This is a genomic window from Pelagicoccus mobilis (genome assembly GCF_016595505.1).
GTDB classification, from domain to species: Bacteria; Verrucomicrobiota; Verrucomicrobiia; order Opitutales; family Opitutaceae; genus Pelagicoccus; species Pelagicoccus mobilis.
On sequence record NZ_JAENIL010000017.1, the window covers coordinates 23,353 to 38,309 of the forward strand.

Genomic DNA, 14,957 nt, shown 5'->3' on the forward strand with positions numbered 1-14,957 from the left:
GATGGGTGTGTCGGCTAAGCGAATGAAGGTAGATTAATGATCTGTTAAGGTGGGGGGATGGTGGAGGGGGGGCATTTTGTCGCCTCGGCGCGGTGACCTACAGTAATGGGGCTGTTGGGGAGGTCCTTTGCGTGACGCTTCTGCGGGGTATAGTAACGGCGGCTACCGTTTAGGGGATTGGGGGTTGGTGTGGATGCCTAGGATGAGACCGGTGGCGAAGATGAATTTGGGGAGGATGCCTTCGGTGATGGGGGAAGCTCCGGTGGCGGCGCTGACGAGGTAGAGGGCGAGGAGGAAGATCAGGCCGCCTCGGAAGGCGGCACGTGGCTTCTCGAAGGAGAGGGCGGTGAAGGCGAGAAATCCGAAGCCGAAGAGAATGCTGGCGATCTTGATGTGCAGCTCGGGGTGATGGTTGGCCGGGGTGAAGGGCAGTATCAGGTGGATGAACACGAGCACGACAAGGACGCCTCGCGCGATATGGGTCGCGGAATCTCTCTGTATCACAGCAACGGCTACACGAGGGAGGGGGAGCGGTTGCGTGTTATTTGGATGTTGGGAAGCGGGGGCTGGGCTAGGCTTGCGAGAGGAGTGGGGTCAGTGCTTCGGGGGAGAGTTTGCTGGCGATGGTCATGAGCATGTCGCCTTCGGACCAGGCGAAGAGGTTCCAGTCGCCTTGGCGTTCCCAGCTTTGCTCTTGGATGGGCATGCCTTGCAGGTCGGATTTGCGGACGGTGAAGACGTGCACGAAATCGCTGCCTTCGGCGAAGCAGACGAGGGAGGCTTTTTTGCCGTTGGGCAGGTCGAAAATGCGGCAGCCGGCGAGCTGGGTCTCGTGAGTGAGGGAGCCGGGCAGGCTGGTGGCGTGTGGGGCGCCTCGTTGGTCGAGCCATTGGTGGATGGCGGGAATCTGGTTGCCACGTTTGTCGAGCGGCAGGGCGGAGTCGGCGAGAATGCTGACGGAGTGGAGCCAGGAGGCGTGGGAGAGTTCTCCGAGTTCGGGGTCGGGTCTGTCGTATAGGAAAACGGAATACAGGGCCGCGAATGCGACCACGGCTGCGGCTGCCGCTTGGCGCCACCAGTTTACGAATACGATTTTCTTTTTGGCCGGTTGCTCGATTGGCTCGGCTTCGTCCTGGAAAAGGGCGGTGGCGAGGATGGCTTTTTTGCCGGCTTCGGGGCCCTTGATGGAGGCGAGGGCGCCGGCCTGTCGTTTGTCGAAGTCGATCTGGGACTCGAACCATTTGTTTAGTTCGGGATCGCGGCGAGCTTGCTCGAGAGCGGCTTGGAGATTGTCGTCCAGGGCGTCGGTGCCGTTGGGCCGGTAGGCGCTGAGGATTTCTTTGGCGGTTTCTCTATCCATTTTCTTGGGCCTTTCTGGGGAATGGGACGGGGGCGGAGGAGGTGTTTTTCTTAGGAGACTCGAGGATTTGGCGGAGTTGGTCTTTGGCGCGTCTGAGGCGCGACATCACGGTGCCGATGGGGAGCTCGAGGGTCTCGGAAATTTCTTTGTAGGAGAAGTCTTGCAGATAGAAAAGGGTGATGGGGGCGCGGAAGCGTTCGTCGAGCTGGGCGAGGGCTTCGAGGGCGAGGGAGGCGTCGATCTGTCGCTCGGCGGTTTGCTTGGATTGCTCGTCGGGCGGCAGGGGGGCGGTGTCGAATTGGGTTTTGGGAAATCGTTTGGCGTGCCGGTAGTTGTCGATGAACTCTCGGTGGAGGACGCTGAAGAGCCAGGATTTCGATTTGGAGAGGTCTCTTATCTTCTCCTGGTTGCGGGCTAATTTTTGGAAGGCGTTCTGGGTGAGGTCGAGGGCGTCTTCGGAGTTCGAGCAAAGAGAGAGGGCGAAGCGGTAGAGGGGATCGTACCAGCGATCGACTACGGCTGTGAATTCTTCTTTGGTCATCAAAGGGAAGACGAGCGAGCTGGGGGCTTATTCCCAGTAATGTTACTTTTTTGGATTATCTCTATTTCGTTGGGGAGCGGCGTGCCCGCTGGGGACAGCGGGCGCTACCTTGGGGGCCTACTTTTTGGTGAAACTATCAGTTTTTGAGATAGGTTTCATTAGAAGGGTATCTTATGTTGGCATATACTGACATAAGGGTAATGATTTACTTGTTTGGTCCGGTTGAGTCCTTAGCGTGCTCCGCCAATCTGTTCGAGGGTTTGTAATATGGACGAAATTGGTTGGTCGAAGAAACTGGTGCTGGGGGTACAGCACGTGTTTGCGATGTTTGGGGCGACGGTGTTGATGCCGACGCTCACGGGTATGGATCCGAGTGTGGCGTTGTTGGCGGCGGGGCTTGGGACCTTTATTTTCCATGGGGTGACGGGTGGCATGGTCCCTGTCTTCCTGGGATCGAGTTTCGCGTTTATCGGAGCGATCAAGACGGTGGCTGGCGAGGATGGCAGCGGGATGTCTCAGGCGCTTGGCGGGGTGGTCTGCGCGGGGCTGGTCTACGTGCTTTTGTCGCTTCTGGTGAAGAGTGGCGGCGCGTCGCTGATGAAGCGTTTGTTTCCTGCGGTGGTGACGGGGCCGGTGATCATGGTAATCGGTTTGTCGCTGGCGCCGATCGGGGTGAGCATGGCGTCGTCGGATTGGCTGCTGGCCTTGGTGGCGATCGGAACGATCGTGGCGGTTTCCTGTTTTCTGAAGGGGTTTTTTCGGCTGGTGCCGATCCTGATCGGGATCTTCGCTGGCTATGCGGTTGCGGCTGCCTTGGGGCGTGTGGATTACACTGCTTTGAAGGCGTCGGGGGACTTGTTGATCGGGGCGGACAACTTCATGTTTCCGACTTTCGAGTGGGGGGCGATTTTGGCGATCGTGCCGCTGGCGATCGTGACGGCGATGGAGCATATCGGGGACATCACGACCAATGGGGCGGTTGTCGGTAAGGACTTCTTTAAGAAGCCGGGGCTGCATCGGACCTTGTTGGGTGATGGTCTGGCGACCTTGTTCTCTGGTCTGATCGGGGGACCGCCGAATACGACTTATTCTGAAAACACCGGCGTGTTGGCGGTAACCAAGAACTACAACCCGGCGGTGATCCGGATCGCGGCGATTATCGCGATCGTGCTGGGTCTGTTCAGTCCGGTGGGGGCGTTTTTGCGGACCATCCCGGTGGCGGTGATGGGAGGGGTGAGCTTCATCCTTTTTGGCATGATCGCGTCGGTGGGGATCCGCACGATCGCGAATGCCCAGCTGAATTTTAACCGTAGTCGAAACCTCATCATCGTGGCCTTGATCCTGGTTTGCGGCCTGGGCGGCGTGGAGGTGCCGATCGGGAACGTGAAGATTGAGGGGATCGGGCTGGCCGCGTTGGTGGGTATGTTCGCGAACCTATTGCTGCACATCATTTTGCCGGACGATCCGGACAACGACTAATCGATAGGAGCTTAAGGATGAAGAAATTCCCGACTTTGACTATTTCGAATCACCCGCTGATCCAGCACAAGCTGAGCTACATCCGCGACAAGACGACTTCGAAGAAGGTGTTCAAGGAGTTGGTGGACGAAGTGGGCACCTTGCTCGCCTACGAGATCACCAAGAGTCTGCCGGTGAGAGCGGTGCAGGTCGACACGCCTTTGGCCACGACGACTTGCCATGTGGTCGATGCGGAGAGGGTGGTGCTGGTGCCCTTGCTCCGCGCCGGGTTGGGGATGGTAGATGGCGTGCTGAACCTGATCCCTAATTGCGCGATCTGTCACCTGGGACTGTATCGAGATCATGATACGCACGAGCCGGTGACCTACTACTTCAAGCCGATGCCGGAGCCTGAGGAGCGGATGTTTATGATGGTGGATCCGATGTTGGCCACGGGGGGCTCGGCGATCGCTTCGGCGGATTTGCTGAAGAAGAACGGAGCGAAGAATATCAAGTTCATGTGTCTGGTTGCGGCGCCGGAGGGGGTGGAGGCTTTCCAGCATGCCCATCCGGATATCGAGATTTACGCGGCGGCGCTTGATGAGCGCTTGAACGACGACGCGTACATTCTGCCGGGGTTGGGGGATGCGGGCGATCGTCTGTTTGGTACCAAATAGGAAATGAGTCCAGGGGGATCGACCCCAGAATTATTGTTAAGTTAAAAATGTTTCACGTGTACGTAGAATTAAAGTTGCTAATGACTTGGCGATGTGATTTCTACTTCGCGTTTCCACGTAGCCGAGCTGTGCTGGGCGGATAAATTCAGAGCTACTGCTTCCCCATGAGAGATCTATTTAAGCTAAAAGAAAACAACACGAGCGTGCGTACGGAGGTGATCGGCGGATTTACTACCTTCCTGACCATGGCCTATATCATCATCGTGAACCCGATGATATTGAGCGAAGCGGGAATGGACAAGCCGGCCTTGATCACGGCGACCTGTCTTGCTGCGTGTTTGGGAACGTTGTTGGCGGGCTTGTGGGCGCGAGTGCCATTCGCGATGGCGCCGGGTATGGGCTTGAACGCCTTTTTCACCTACACTCTAGTCATGGGGCAGGGGCTGAATTGGCAGACCGCTCTGGGCGTGGTCTTCATCTCGGGTATCGCCTTCCTGATTCTTACCCTTGCTGGGATTCGTGAGAAAGTGGTGACCGCTATTCCCTTGTCGCTACGGATCGCTACGGCTGCGGGTATTGGTTTATTCATTACGTTTATCGGTCTCAAGAATTTGGGACTGGTGGTGGACAATCCGGCTACCTTGGTATCGATCGGCGCTTTGACGCGGCCGGTCCTGATTGGCTTGGCAGCTCTATTTCTGATTACGATCTTGGAGATCCTGAAGGTTAAGGGTTCGATCCTGATCGGTATTTTTTCAGCTACGGCGGCGGGAATCGTGTTTGGCGATGTTACCTTGGATGCGGTTTGGTCTGCGCCGCCGAGCCTCGCTCCGCTCGCGTTCGAGCTCGATATCCTTGGCGCTCTGCAGTGGGGATTGGCTGGGGCGATCTTCTCCTTCATGTTTGTCGATCTCTTTGATTCCATTGGAACGATCGTGGCCTGTTCCTACGAAGCAGGGCATGTGGAGAAGGATGGTAGGATCAAGCGCATCGACAAGGTGCTTGAAGCGGACGCTGTGGCGACAATCGCTGGTTCGCTGATTGGTACTAGCACCACCACGACTTACATCGAGTCCGCTTCCGGTATCGCGGATGGCGCTCGTACAGGACTGGCATCAGTCGTAACGGGAATGCTCTTCTTGGTTGGACTTTTCTTCGCTCCTTTAATTGGCGCTGTCCCAGCTTTCGCGACCGCTCCTGCATTGATCATTGTGGGTGTATTCATGTTTCGGAACATCAAGGAGATCGACTTCTCGGAACTGAAGACGGCGGTGCCTGCGTTTTTGACGATGATCCTGATGCCGTTGACCTTTAGCATCGCGACTGGGCTGACCGTGGGCTTCCTTTCGTATATCGTAATCGCGATTTTCAGCGGCGACTTGAAAAAGGTATCACCTGTAATGTGGGGCGTCGGCCTGTTGTCAGGAGTGAATTTGGTTATTACAGTCGCTCACTAGGTTAGAGTTTTAGGAGGAATAGAGGATGTCTGAACAAGGACTTGAAAAAACGCTCCTTTCCAAGGAGGAAATTGCCGCGATCGTAAAGCAGCTCGGTCGCGAGATCACGGACTGCTACAAGAAATCCGACAAGGAGCTGATCGTTATCGGCTTGTTGAGAGGGTCTTTCATCTTCATGGCCGATCTGGTGCGCGAGATCAAATGTCCGATGGTGACTGACTTTTTGACGATCTCGAGCTATGGCGATAACACCGTTAGTTCCGGGGACGTAAAGGTCGTGATGGACCTTGATGAATCGATCACTGGTCGGGACGTATTGCTGGTCGAAGACATTATCGATACGGGCAATACCTTCAGCAAGGTGGTACGGATGCTTGAGGGGCGTGATCCGGCGTCGCTTCGGATCTGCACGCTGCTCAACAAGCCTTCCCGTCGAAAGGTGGAGGTGAATATCGATTTCTGCGGCATCAACATTCCTGACGAATTCGTCTGCGGCTATGGTTTAGACTTTGCTCAGAAGTATCGAAATGTTCCTTACATCGGTATCTACGAAGGACCGGTAGAGTAGTTTTTCCCAAACATAAAGAAATGAAACGAACACTGATTACCGCTACTACCACTCTAATCGCCTCTGCCGCTTTTGCCGGGGATGCTCTGTTGTGGCAGGATAACAGCCTCAGCCTTTTGGTTGGAGGCGGATACGAACTTGATCCAAGTACGCAACAAACTGTGACCTTCGAACATGCCAGTGGATGGTCGAAGGGGGATTTGTTTATCTTCGTCGATGGCATCAACTTCGATGGCGATCGCGATATCGCTGGTAGCGAGACTGCGTATTATGGCGAGTTCTCTCCGCGCTTTAGCTTGGGCAAGCTGATGAACTCGGATTTGTCGACTGGCATCATTCAGGACTTCAACATCGCGACCTGTGTGGAGTTCGGCGACAACAACGATACGAATACCTTGGTCGGTATTGGAATGGATCTCGCGGTCCCTGGCTTCGATTTTCTGCAGCTGAACACCTACCGTCGTTTCGACGGAGGGTCGAGTTCGGTTGATTCCTATCAAATCACGCCTGTTTGGAAAATGTCGTTCCCGGTTGGAGAGACTGAGGTCGTATTCGATGGTTTCATTGACTGGGTATTTGGTGAAGGTACCGATCACTTGCATATCTGCCCGCAGCTAAAGGTCGACGTCGGCCGGATGATGGGGATGGAGAATAATAAGTTGTATGCGGGAATCGAATACGACTACTGGAAGAACAAGTACGGTGTACGAGACGGTATGTTCGATCTGGATTCAGATCAGAATACGTTCAGTGGCTTGATTAAGTTCCACTTCTAGGAGAGCCCTAGCAATTAATTTTAATTGCGGCCGTCCGTTGTGGCGGCCGTTTTTTCTGGGGGGAGGGTAAGACTCAGCTATTGTCTTTCGAAGCTGGATGTTGAGGCAATGACGGAGCATTGCCCTCCTGTTTTCCCTAGTAGTGGAAGACAGAGTGGATGGGGAGGTCGGGGAGTTTTTCGCGGCCGCTTAGATCGTCTAGCTCAATAAGGAAGAGTAGCTCTTCAATGGATACGGAGAAGTTTTGCTGGATGAGCTTGAGTGTTGCTCCGATCGTTCCGCCGGTTGCGAGCACGTCATCGACCACGAGGATGCGTTGTCCTTCTGTGAAGGCGTCCTTGCTGATCTCGAGCACGCTTGATCCATATTCCAGCTCGTATTCTTGGGCGTGTGTTTCGTGAGGGAGCTTTCCTTCTTTACGAACGAGAACGGTTCCGGCTCCCAAGGCGTAAGCGAGGGCGGAGGCCAGTACGAATCCGCGAGCTTCGACCCCGACGACGACATCGATCGAGTTTTCGGCGTATCGTGCTTTGAGTTGATCAATCAAGGCTCCAAAGGCTGGTCCGTTCGCTAGAAGAGGCGTGAAATCTCGGAAAATGATCCCTGGTTTGGGGAAGTCTGGCGTAACTCGGATGTATGATTCGATATTCATGATTAATCTCCTCTGCTAAGCCTGATTCTCTATAGGGTGTGAACGGGGCGTTAAAGAACGAATTGCAGTAAAACGAAAAAACGCTCCCTGTTTTGGGAGTGTCTTGTGAAAACGGATACGAGGTTGTAAAAAACTGCTTTAAAGTGATCGTTAACTGTAGGATGCCGCGATGAGGGGACAAGGCGAGGCGGGTCAACGCCCCGCCCTACAGTTATTTTACTCGAACCTTCACGGTTGCTGTCGTGAGACCGTCTGACTTTGCGGTCAGCGTCACGTTCCCTTTTTTGCCTTTGATGGAGCGGATGACTACGAGGGCTTTGCCGTTGAAGACTTTGCGCTCCTTGGATTGGAAGGAGGTGTGGTTGGTAGGGGCACCGTTGCCGGTGGCTATGATTTCGGCGGGGCCGCTGATGCTGAACTGGACGTTGTTGTGGGAGCGAGGGACGAGTTGCTCTTTGGCGTCCAGCACTTCTACGGTGATGAAGGAGAGGTCTTGGCCGTCGGCGGCGATGAGGTTGCGGTCGGCGGTGAGTTTTAGTTGGGTCGCCTCGCCAGTGGTTTGTACGGAATTCTTGGCCCAGACTTGGCCGTTTTTGTAGGAAACAGCCAGGAGTTCGCCGGGTTCGTAAATGACGTCATCCCAGCGTAGTCGGTATTCGAATACTCCCTTTTGCTTGCGGCCGAGGGACTTGCCGTTGAGGAACAGCTCAACCTCGTCTCCCGAGGTGTAGATGTGCACGGGCGTGACTTCGCCGATGCGTTCTGGCCAGTTCCAATGCGGGAGGATGTGCACGAGCGGGAGCTCGGGAACCCAGCGAGCTTGGTACATGTAATAGCGGTCCTTGGGGAATCCGCAGAGGTCGACGATGCCGAAATAGGAGCTGCGAGGTGGGATGTCGCCGCCGAGTTTGGCGAGCTCCTTTGTCATGCGTTCGCGTTCGGCGGGATCGGTGAAGTTGAGCAGATTGGTCTTGTCCTTGTTGTAAGGGGTGGGTTCGCCGAGATAGTCGAAACCTGTCCAGACGAATTCGCCGAATACCCATGGGTACTTGTCCTGAGCTTCAAACTCTATGTCTGGGCGGTAGGCCCAGTTGGGGGCGGTGAGGTCGTAAGAGCTGACTTGGAAGTAGCCGCCTTGGCCGATGAACTTGTCGTCGGAAACGGGGAAGAAGTACTCGCCGCGTGAGCTGACGGTGGAGGCGCTTTCCGAGCTGTAGACTGGGATGTCTGGGTTCTTTTCGCGGAACTCCGCGTAGAGGTGCGGCTTGTAGTTGAATCCGTATACATCGATGGTGTTTTGGAATCCGTTGAAGGCTGCGTCTGGCTTGCTGCCGCCAAAGGAGACCGGGCGAGTTGGGTCTTCCTTCTTGATGAGGTCGGTCTGCATTTGGGAGATCCAGGCCTCTTCAGGGTGGCTCATTTCGAGGATCTCGTTGCCCGTGCTCCACATGACGATGGATGGGTGGTTACGATCGCGGCGAACCATGTTGATCGTGTCGCGTTCCCACCATTCCCAGAAATGGCGAGCATAGTCGTTGTCCGCTTTTTTTCGATACCAGCAGTCGAAGGATTCGACTTGCACGAGGATGCCCATACGATCGCAGAGATCGAGGAACTCGGGTGCGGGTGGGTTGTGGGCGGTGCGGATGGCGTTAACGCCGAAGCTCTGCAGGATCTCGATCTGGCGCTCGATGGCTCGCACGTTGACGGCAGCGCCGAGCGGGCCGAGATCGTGGTGTTGGCAGACACCGTTCATGCGGACGAGTTTGCCGTTTAGGTAGAAGCCTTCGTTGGCGGTGTATTTGATGGTGCGGATACCGAAGATGCTGGTGTAGGTGTCGACTGTTTTGCCGTCGACGAGGACCTTGGTGTGAAGCTGGTAGAGGCTTGGAGAGTCGAGATCCCAGAGCTTGGGCGAGGCGACTTTAATGAAGGAGAGTTTGCCTTGGCCGGTTGCGATTACCTTGTCGGAGCCATCCTCTGTTATCTCGTGCTGGATCTCTGCTTTAGAGGATTGGCCGGCGAGGGAGGTTTCGATCTTAACGGTGGCTTCGTCGGCGTTGACGATGGGAGTTGTGACGTAGACGCCCCAGTGGTCGATGTGAGTGGGGGCGACTTTGACGAGGCGAACGTTACGGTAGATACCTCCGCCAGGGTACCAGCGGGAGGATTCGGGTTTGTTGTCGAGACGGACCGCGATGGTGTTTTTCTTGCCGACTTTCAATTTGTCGGTGAGGTCGAGGCGGAAGGAGGAGTAACCGTAGGGCCACTCGCCGACATATTCGCCATTGAGCCAGACTTCGGTGCCGGACATGGAGCCGTCGAAGTCGATGAAGATTCGTTTGCCGGCGTCGGATTTGGGTGAGTCGAAGCTTTTGCGGTACCAGCCGATGCCTGCCCAAGGGAGCTTGCCAGTGCGGTTAGGAAGGTCGGATCGAAAGGGGCCTTCGATGCCCCAGTCGTGAGGCAGGTCGAGGTCACGCCATTCCGAGTCGTCGTAGGCGGTTTTTTCCATTCCCTTGGGTTCAGCTAGTTCGGAGCCGTCAGGCATTGGGCCGAAGCGGGCGAACTTCCAGTCGCTGTTGAAGGATTCGATCTCGCGGGTCCAAGCTGATGTGAGCGAGAGGCAAAGCAGTGCGAAGACGAGGCGTCGTAAAGTGTTCATTGATTGTCTGTTTGTAGCGAAGGGGTGAACCGCTGAGTTTAGCAGACGCTTAGTAGTAGGTATTACCGGATTGCGTAAAAGGTATGTGGGATTTCGCCAAGGGGGGATTGGAAAGGGGGTTGCAGTCTGGGGAATTTCTGACCGTATTCGCTGCATGTCTGAAAGTTCCGCGAATCTCCTGATCAAGCCCCTTAATGATGCCGCTCGTGAGCGCTACCAAGACCACGGTCATTTCCATGATGGTGATGCAGGGCTAGACCTCTACACGCTGGAAGAGCTTCGCATAGAGCCAGGTGAAACGAAGTTCATCGAGTTCGGCATTTCTTGCCAGCCGGCCAATGGCAAAGCGTACTTTTTGATCCCGCGTTCTTCGATATCCAAAACGCCACTACGCATGGCGAACTCGATCGGCCTCATCGACGGTGGTTACCGCGGCCAGATCATGGCGGCTGTAGACAACATCAAAAGCGAGCCGTATGTGGTGGAAGCGGGAACGCGTTTGTTTCAGCTGATATTCCCTGATTGTTCCCCGATTTCTTACGAGCTGGTAAAGGAGCTGAGTGAGACGACTCGTGGTTCGGGTGGTTTTGGGAGTACTGGGAAGTAGAAAGGCAATGACGGAGTATTGCCCTCCGGTTGGTTGATGCGCTAGCTCTTTGGCAGCGTTATTCTAAACAGGGCTCCGCCTTGGCTTCGGTTGGACGCTTGGATGGTGCCGCCGTGTGCGAGGATGATCGACTTTGTAATGGCGAGGCCGAGGCCGGTGTGCTCGTTCTCGTCGCCGGTCGTTCTCTTGCCTCTGAAGAAGCGGTCGAAAAGGAAGGGGAGGTCCTTCTCCGCGATGCCGACTCCTCTGTCGGCTACAACAAGAAGGCAGTCTTCTTCCTCTTCTCGGACGGTAATAGAAACCTCTGTTCCAAAAGTTGAATACTTGATGGCGTTCGAGAGAAGGTTGATGCAGACCTGCAGCATTCGATGCGGATCGATCTTTGTGAAAGTCGGCTCGAACGAAGTCGTAATGGTGATTCGCTTACGTTTCGCGAGGGCTTGCAGAAGTTCGATCGATTCGTTTGCGACTTTAGCGAGGTCGTGCTCTTGGAGATTGAGGGCGGTCTCTCCTGAATCGTAGCGAGCGATCTCGAGTAGGGACTCGATGACCTTTTTCATGTGCATAGCTGAGTCTACGCAGGTGGAAATCGCCTTTTTGTATTCGCTGATGTTTCGATCCTTTGAGAGCGCGAATTGTCCTGTGGTGAGTACTACTGAAACGGGAGTACGCAGTTCGTGCGATGCGTCAGCGGTGAAGCGTACTTGTTGCTGAAATGAACCTTCGAGTTTGGAGAATGAATCGTTGAGGACCTCCGCGAGGGCACCTACTTCGCTGCTAGGGAAGTCGAGGTCAATGCGCTCGGAGAGGTCGCCGTGCGCGATGCGTTCGGAACTGAGGGCGATTTGCTTGAGTTCACGGGTGGCGCGTCCAGTCATCCACCAGCCGATGCCGAGTCCGAGTCCGATAATGCCAGCGGAGATGGAGAACAGTTTTAGAGCGAATTGGGTGAGCCCGGCTTGGACGGCCTTGACTGGGATTCCCGTGACGATGGTGCCCATGCGGGGGGCGAAGTTGATTGCTTCGATATAGCCGGGGCGAGTGCGAACCCATGTTTCTCCGGGTTGGTCGTATGACTCCTGGATGTAGGGAATGTCCTCCGGAGCGTTGTCGGATCGAGCGTGAACCTCTGCTTCACTGTTCCAAACGAGGAAGTACTTGGCGGGGTGATCGAGGATCTCGCTGACTCGCCGCGGCCGTTTTATCGGCTCACCGGTGATTTCCGAGATTATCATCGGAGGAGCTGGGGGAGGGAGTCTTGTGTCGCGAAAATCGGACTCGCGCGGTGGCCGGTCGTTGTGGCTCGAGCGTTCTGGGCGGGGAGGTCCTGGTTCGCCGTCGCTGTTTCTTCGTGGTGGGGGAGGTCGGCGATCATTTTCGCCATCGGCAGGAGCGGGACGGTCGCGGCGGTGTAGTGGGCGGTAGGGACGCTCTTCTCCTTCGAGGGGAGGTCTGTGGGGGTTGGGATTGTAGTACCGCGGAATGAGTGCCGCTGTGGCTTGAATTAGCTCCCCTTTGACTCGTTCTGTGCGCAAGTTGCGCTCGTGAAGGAAGAAAAGTATCGAGATGGAGAATACGGATACTGCCAGCAGGGCGCCGTGCCAGAGTTGGATGCGAAGTCGGATCGACCGTCCCTTCATACACTAACCTCCTGATGGTCTACTATGTAGCCGTACCCGCGTTGGGTTTTGATGAAGTCTTTGCCGAATTTCGAGCGTAGTCGGCAGATGTAGACATCGAGCACGTTCGAAAGGGTAGAATCGTCCTCTGAGTAAAGGTGTTCATAGAGGTAGTTTCTGGATACGGACTGACCGCGCATCTGGATGAGAGTCTCTATGATAGCGTACTCGCGGGAAGTGAGGTCGATCGGACTGCCTGCACGAGAGGCTTGGCGTTTTGCTGTGTCGAGCTCCACGTCGCTGATTCGAATGACGGTTGTGCGTTCGCCTCTACCACGGCGACAGATCGCCCTCACTCGAGCCAGGAGTTCCTGGAGGTCGAAAGGCTTTGTCACGTAGTCGTCGGCGCCTAGATCGAGACCGGCGATCCGGTCAGTAACGCTATCTCGGGCAGTGAGCAGGAGAATTGGAGTTTGGTCTTTGCCGCTTCTCGCTTTGCGCAAGATGTCGAGGCCGCTTTGGCCAGGGAGCATGATGTCGAGGATCACTCCATCGTAATTGTGTTCTTGGATGAGGTAGAGGCCTTCGTCTCCGTTGGCGGCGGAATCGACGATGTAACCTTCTTCGCGGAGAGCGCTGCAGAGGGTTTCGAGGAGTGGGATGGTATCTTCGACGACAAGGAGTTTCATTGGGTCAGGCGAGTTCGGAGAGGGAGGGAGTGGAGAGGCGGGGATCTGTGACATCTCCCCAAGGTGTCCGAACTATAAGGCAGCAAACCTTAAAGGATCATTAAAACTCCTACCAAGCTGATTTTCCGAGGGGATTGAAAGCTGAATTTAAGGTTAATTAACAGCTGGTTCAGCTTCTATTCAGGGGAATCATTTCGAATTCAGGGTGCTGCAACGGTGTACTTCTATCAGAAATACGGGGGAGAAGGGGCGATGGGACTAGGCCGAATACGAGGAGTATTCGGTTCGATCAAGCGCTTGTAGGTTTGCTTATTCCTTGTCGGTGGCGGCTCCGATGATGGCGCCGATCGCGGCGCATCCGAGCACTATTCCCCAGCCGACGGGCCCCGAGACAGCTACGCCGAAGGCGACTGCGGTTCCGACACCGGCTCCACCTACGACAGCTCCAATTCCAGCTCCTTTAACTCCTCCGCTTTTCATAAGTATCCTCCTTGAATCCAGTTGGTTCTTAATCGGATTAACAATTACTGATAAAACGCAGGTTTAACATAGCTAGCTTCGTTCGATCCTCAAACGAAGCCGAAGAATGTCCTTAAGGGGATACGAAAAGACGCTCCCATTTCTGGAAGCGTCTTTAGCGGTTCAACCGTTCTTAGCAGTGGTGGCGGGACCCGGTACCGAGGAGCTTTAGCGACGACACTCGACGAGCAGGGTGAGGAGACATCGAAGATGACGGGGCCTGAAAACGAAAAGACGCTCCCATTTCTGGAAGCGTCTTTAGCGGTTCAACCGTTCTTAGCAGTGGTGGCGGGACCCGGAATCGAACCGGGGACACAAGGATTTTCAGTCCTCTGCTCTACCAACTGAGCTATCCCGCCGCTGCTAGAAAGATCACGGACAATAGAAGCGACCTTTCGTCCGTCAATGGGAATTTTCAACAAATCGCATGTTTATGCTTAAGTCGCTTCCTTTGAAAGAGTTAGACTCTGATTTTGAACATGAGACGGCTGTTTTGGCTCCGGATGACGTTTGGCTACTGGGATTGCTTCGATTTTTCATTAAGGTGCGAAGTAGTGCAATTATTGGGCTTGAGTTTAGAGGGTCCCTAGTGTTGGTTTGAGGGATGAGCCGAATTGGGAGGTTGTTGGTGGCTGTATTGGCGTTGGCGGCGTTTTCGCTGGGCTCGCCAAGCGTGGAGGCGAAGTCTAAGAAGGAGCAGGGGATCACGGTGCGTCGCCAGATCGAGCCGATGTATCCGGCTTGGGCTTACAATCATGGAGTGAGCAAGGGGTATGCGAAGATCGCCTTCTATGTGGATGAGCACGGGGAGATTTCGGAGCTATTACCGATCGAGTACAGTCATTTGGCGTTTGCGGAAGAGCTCATGACGACGGTGCAGAAATGGGAGTTCAGGCCTGCTCGCAAGCAGGGTAAGGCGATTCGGAGCGTGTGCCACGCGTATTGGGAGTTTTTGCCGGATCGGCCGATCGAGACGAACGCGTTGTTCGATACATCGAAGCGGATGGACGGGGAGTCGGGGGGGGAGCCTCGCGAACTCAAGTATTGTGAGGATTCGGAGTTGGACGCTCGAATCGGGATGCTTTCGTTTCCGGGCTTGGTTTTGCAGAAAGGCACGGTCCAAACGGAGGAAGGCCTGGATCGGGTGAGAGCTCGAGTGAGTCTTTTCGTGAACCAGAGAGGGGAAGTGGCGTTGCCGCATGTGGTCGACTCGACTCACCCGGAGCTAAACGCGAAACTGGAAGCTGCGTTAAAGCGAGCTGGGTTTGCGATCCCGACTTGCGAGGGCGAGGCGGTGCTAGCCTTGTTGGAACGAACCTATGACTTTCCGGTTGTTTGGACTGAGGAGCCTGTGCCTGAAGCCTTGTAA

The 14,957-nt window shown here is 55.2% G+C and carries 16 protein-coding genes and 1 tRNA gene; 7 read left to right on the forward strand and 10 right to left on the reverse strand.

Annotated features, from left to right (window positions below; all coding sequences use genetic code 11):
- Window positions 1-162 precede the first annotated feature (162 nt).
- The 3 genes from JIN87_RS10590 to JIN87_RS10600 form a co-directional block, all read right to left on the reverse strand.
- Complete coding sequence (locus JIN87_RS10590; RefSeq protein WP_200355534.1) at window positions 163-504, reverse strand: hypothetical protein; 342 nt, start codon at window positions 502-504, stop codon at window positions 163-165.
- Between the two features lie 67 nt (window positions 505-571).
- A complete protein-coding gene (locus JIN87_RS10595; protein WP_200355535.1) occupies window positions 572-1,360 on the reverse strand; it encodes a hypothetical protein in 789 nt (262 codons plus the stop codon).
- The gene (locus tag JIN87_RS10600; protein ID WP_200355536.1) at window positions 1,353-1,901 is read right to left on the reverse strand and encodes an RNA polymerase sigma factor; all 549 of its coding nucleotides are present in this window, start codon (window positions 1,899-1,901) and stop codon (window positions 1,353-1,355) included. Before JIN87_RS10600 ends, JIN87_RS10595 begins: the two co-directional genes overlap by 8 nt.
- Before the next feature lie 267 nt (window positions 1,902-2,168).
- On the opposite strand from JIN87_RS10600, the gene JIN87_RS10605 reads away from it, so the two are divergent.
- The 5 genes from JIN87_RS10605 (at window position 2,169) to JIN87_RS10625 (ending at window position 6,837) form a co-directional block, all read left to right on the forward strand.
- Window positions 2,169-3,380: a uracil-xanthine permease family protein gene (locus tag JIN87_RS10605; protein ID WP_200355537.1), complete on the forward strand. Its 1,212-nt coding sequence runs from the start codon at window positions 2,169-2,171 to the stop codon at window positions 3,378-3,380.
- 17 nt (window positions 3,381-3,397) lie between these two features.
- Window positions 3,398-4,036 (forward strand): uracil phosphoribosyltransferase, encoded by a 639-nt coding sequence (gene upp / locus JIN87_RS10610; RefSeq protein WP_200355538.1) that lies wholly within the window; start codon window positions 3,398-3,400, stop codon window positions 4,034-4,036.
- Window positions 4,037-4,200: 164 nt separating this feature from the next.
- Complete coding sequence (locus JIN87_RS10615) at window positions 4,201-5,493, forward strand: NCS2 family permease (RefSeq protein WP_200355539.1); 1,293 nt, start codon at window positions 4,201-4,203, stop codon at window positions 5,491-5,493.
- A 25-nt stretch (window positions 5,494-5,518) separates the two neighbouring features.
- The gene (gene hpt, locus JIN87_RS10620; protein WP_200355540.1) at window positions 5,519-6,061 is read left to right on the forward strand and encodes a hypoxanthine phosphoribosyltransferase; all 543 of its coding nucleotides are present in this window, start codon (window positions 5,519-5,521) and stop codon (window positions 6,059-6,061) included.
- Between the two features lie 20 nt (window positions 6,062-6,081).
- Window positions 6,082-6,837, forward strand: a complete 756-nt coding sequence (locus JIN87_RS10625; protein ID WP_200355541.1) for an outer membrane protein OmpK — start codon at window positions 6,082-6,084, stop codon at window positions 6,835-6,837.
- A 136-nt stretch (window positions 6,838-6,973) separates the two neighbouring features.
- Here JIN87_RS10625 and JIN87_RS10630 read toward each other — a convergent pair whose 3' ends face one another.
- Together JIN87_RS10630 and galB are read right to left on the reverse strand one after the other, a co-directional pair.
- Window positions 6,974-7,489 carry an adenine phosphoribosyltransferase gene (locus JIN87_RS10630; RefSeq protein ID WP_200355542.1) on the reverse strand — a complete coding sequence of 172 codons (516 nt, stop codon included), beginning with the start codon at window positions 7,487-7,489 and terminating at the stop codon, window positions 6,974-6,976.
- 211 nt (window positions 7,490-7,700) lie between these two features.
- On the reverse strand, window positions 7,701-10,154 hold the full coding sequence (galB, locus tag JIN87_RS10635) for a beta-galactosidase GalB (RefSeq protein ID WP_200355543.1): 2,454 nt from the start codon (window positions 10,152-10,154) through the stop codon (window positions 7,701-7,703).
- A 154-nt stretch (window positions 10,155-10,308) separates the two neighbouring features.
- Between galB and JIN87_RS10640 the strand changes: the two genes are divergently transcribed.
- Complete coding sequence (locus tag JIN87_RS10640; protein WP_200355544.1) at window positions 10,309-10,761, forward strand: dCTP deaminase domain-containing protein; 453 nt, start codon at window positions 10,309-10,311, stop codon at window positions 10,759-10,761.
- 41 nt (window positions 10,762-10,802) lie between these two features.
- On the opposite strand, the gene JIN87_RS10645 is transcribed toward JIN87_RS10640, so the two are convergent.
- From JIN87_RS10645 to JIN87_RS10665, 5 genes are all read right to left on the reverse strand, one after another.
- Window positions 10,803-11,996 carry a HAMP domain-containing sensor histidine kinase gene (locus JIN87_RS10645; protein WP_200355545.1) on the reverse strand — a complete coding sequence of 398 codons (1,194 nt, stop codon included), beginning with the start codon at window positions 11,994-11,996 and terminating at the stop codon, window positions 10,803-10,805.
- On the reverse strand, window positions 11,993-12,145 hold the full coding sequence (locus tag JIN87_RS10650; RefSeq protein ID WP_200355546.1) for a hypothetical protein: 153 nt from the start codon (window positions 12,143-12,145) through the stop codon (window positions 11,993-11,995). The genes JIN87_RS10645 and JIN87_RS10650 overlap by 4 nt, the downstream gene beginning before the upstream one ends.
- 252 nt (window positions 12,146-12,397) lie before the next feature.
- Window positions 12,398-13,069 (reverse strand): response regulator transcription factor, encoded by a 672-nt coding sequence (locus tag JIN87_RS10655; protein ID WP_200355547.1) that lies wholly within the window; start codon window positions 13,067-13,069, stop codon window positions 12,398-12,400.
- 309 nt (window positions 13,070-13,378) lie between these two features.
- Complete coding sequence (locus tag JIN87_RS10660) at window positions 13,379-13,549, reverse strand: hypothetical protein (protein ID WP_200355548.1); 171 nt, start codon at window positions 13,547-13,549, stop codon at window positions 13,379-13,381.
- Between the two features lie 322 nt (window positions 13,550-13,871).
- Window positions 13,872-13,947: transfer RNA gene (locus JIN87_RS10665), tRNA-Phe, on the reverse strand.
- A 245-nt stretch (window positions 13,948-14,192) separates the two neighbouring features.
- Between JIN87_RS10665 and JIN87_RS10670 the strand changes: the two genes are divergently transcribed.
- On the forward strand, window positions 14,193-14,957 hold the full coding sequence (locus tag JIN87_RS10670) for an energy transducer TonB (protein WP_200355549.1): 765 nt from the start codon (window positions 14,193-14,195) through the stop codon (window positions 14,955-14,957).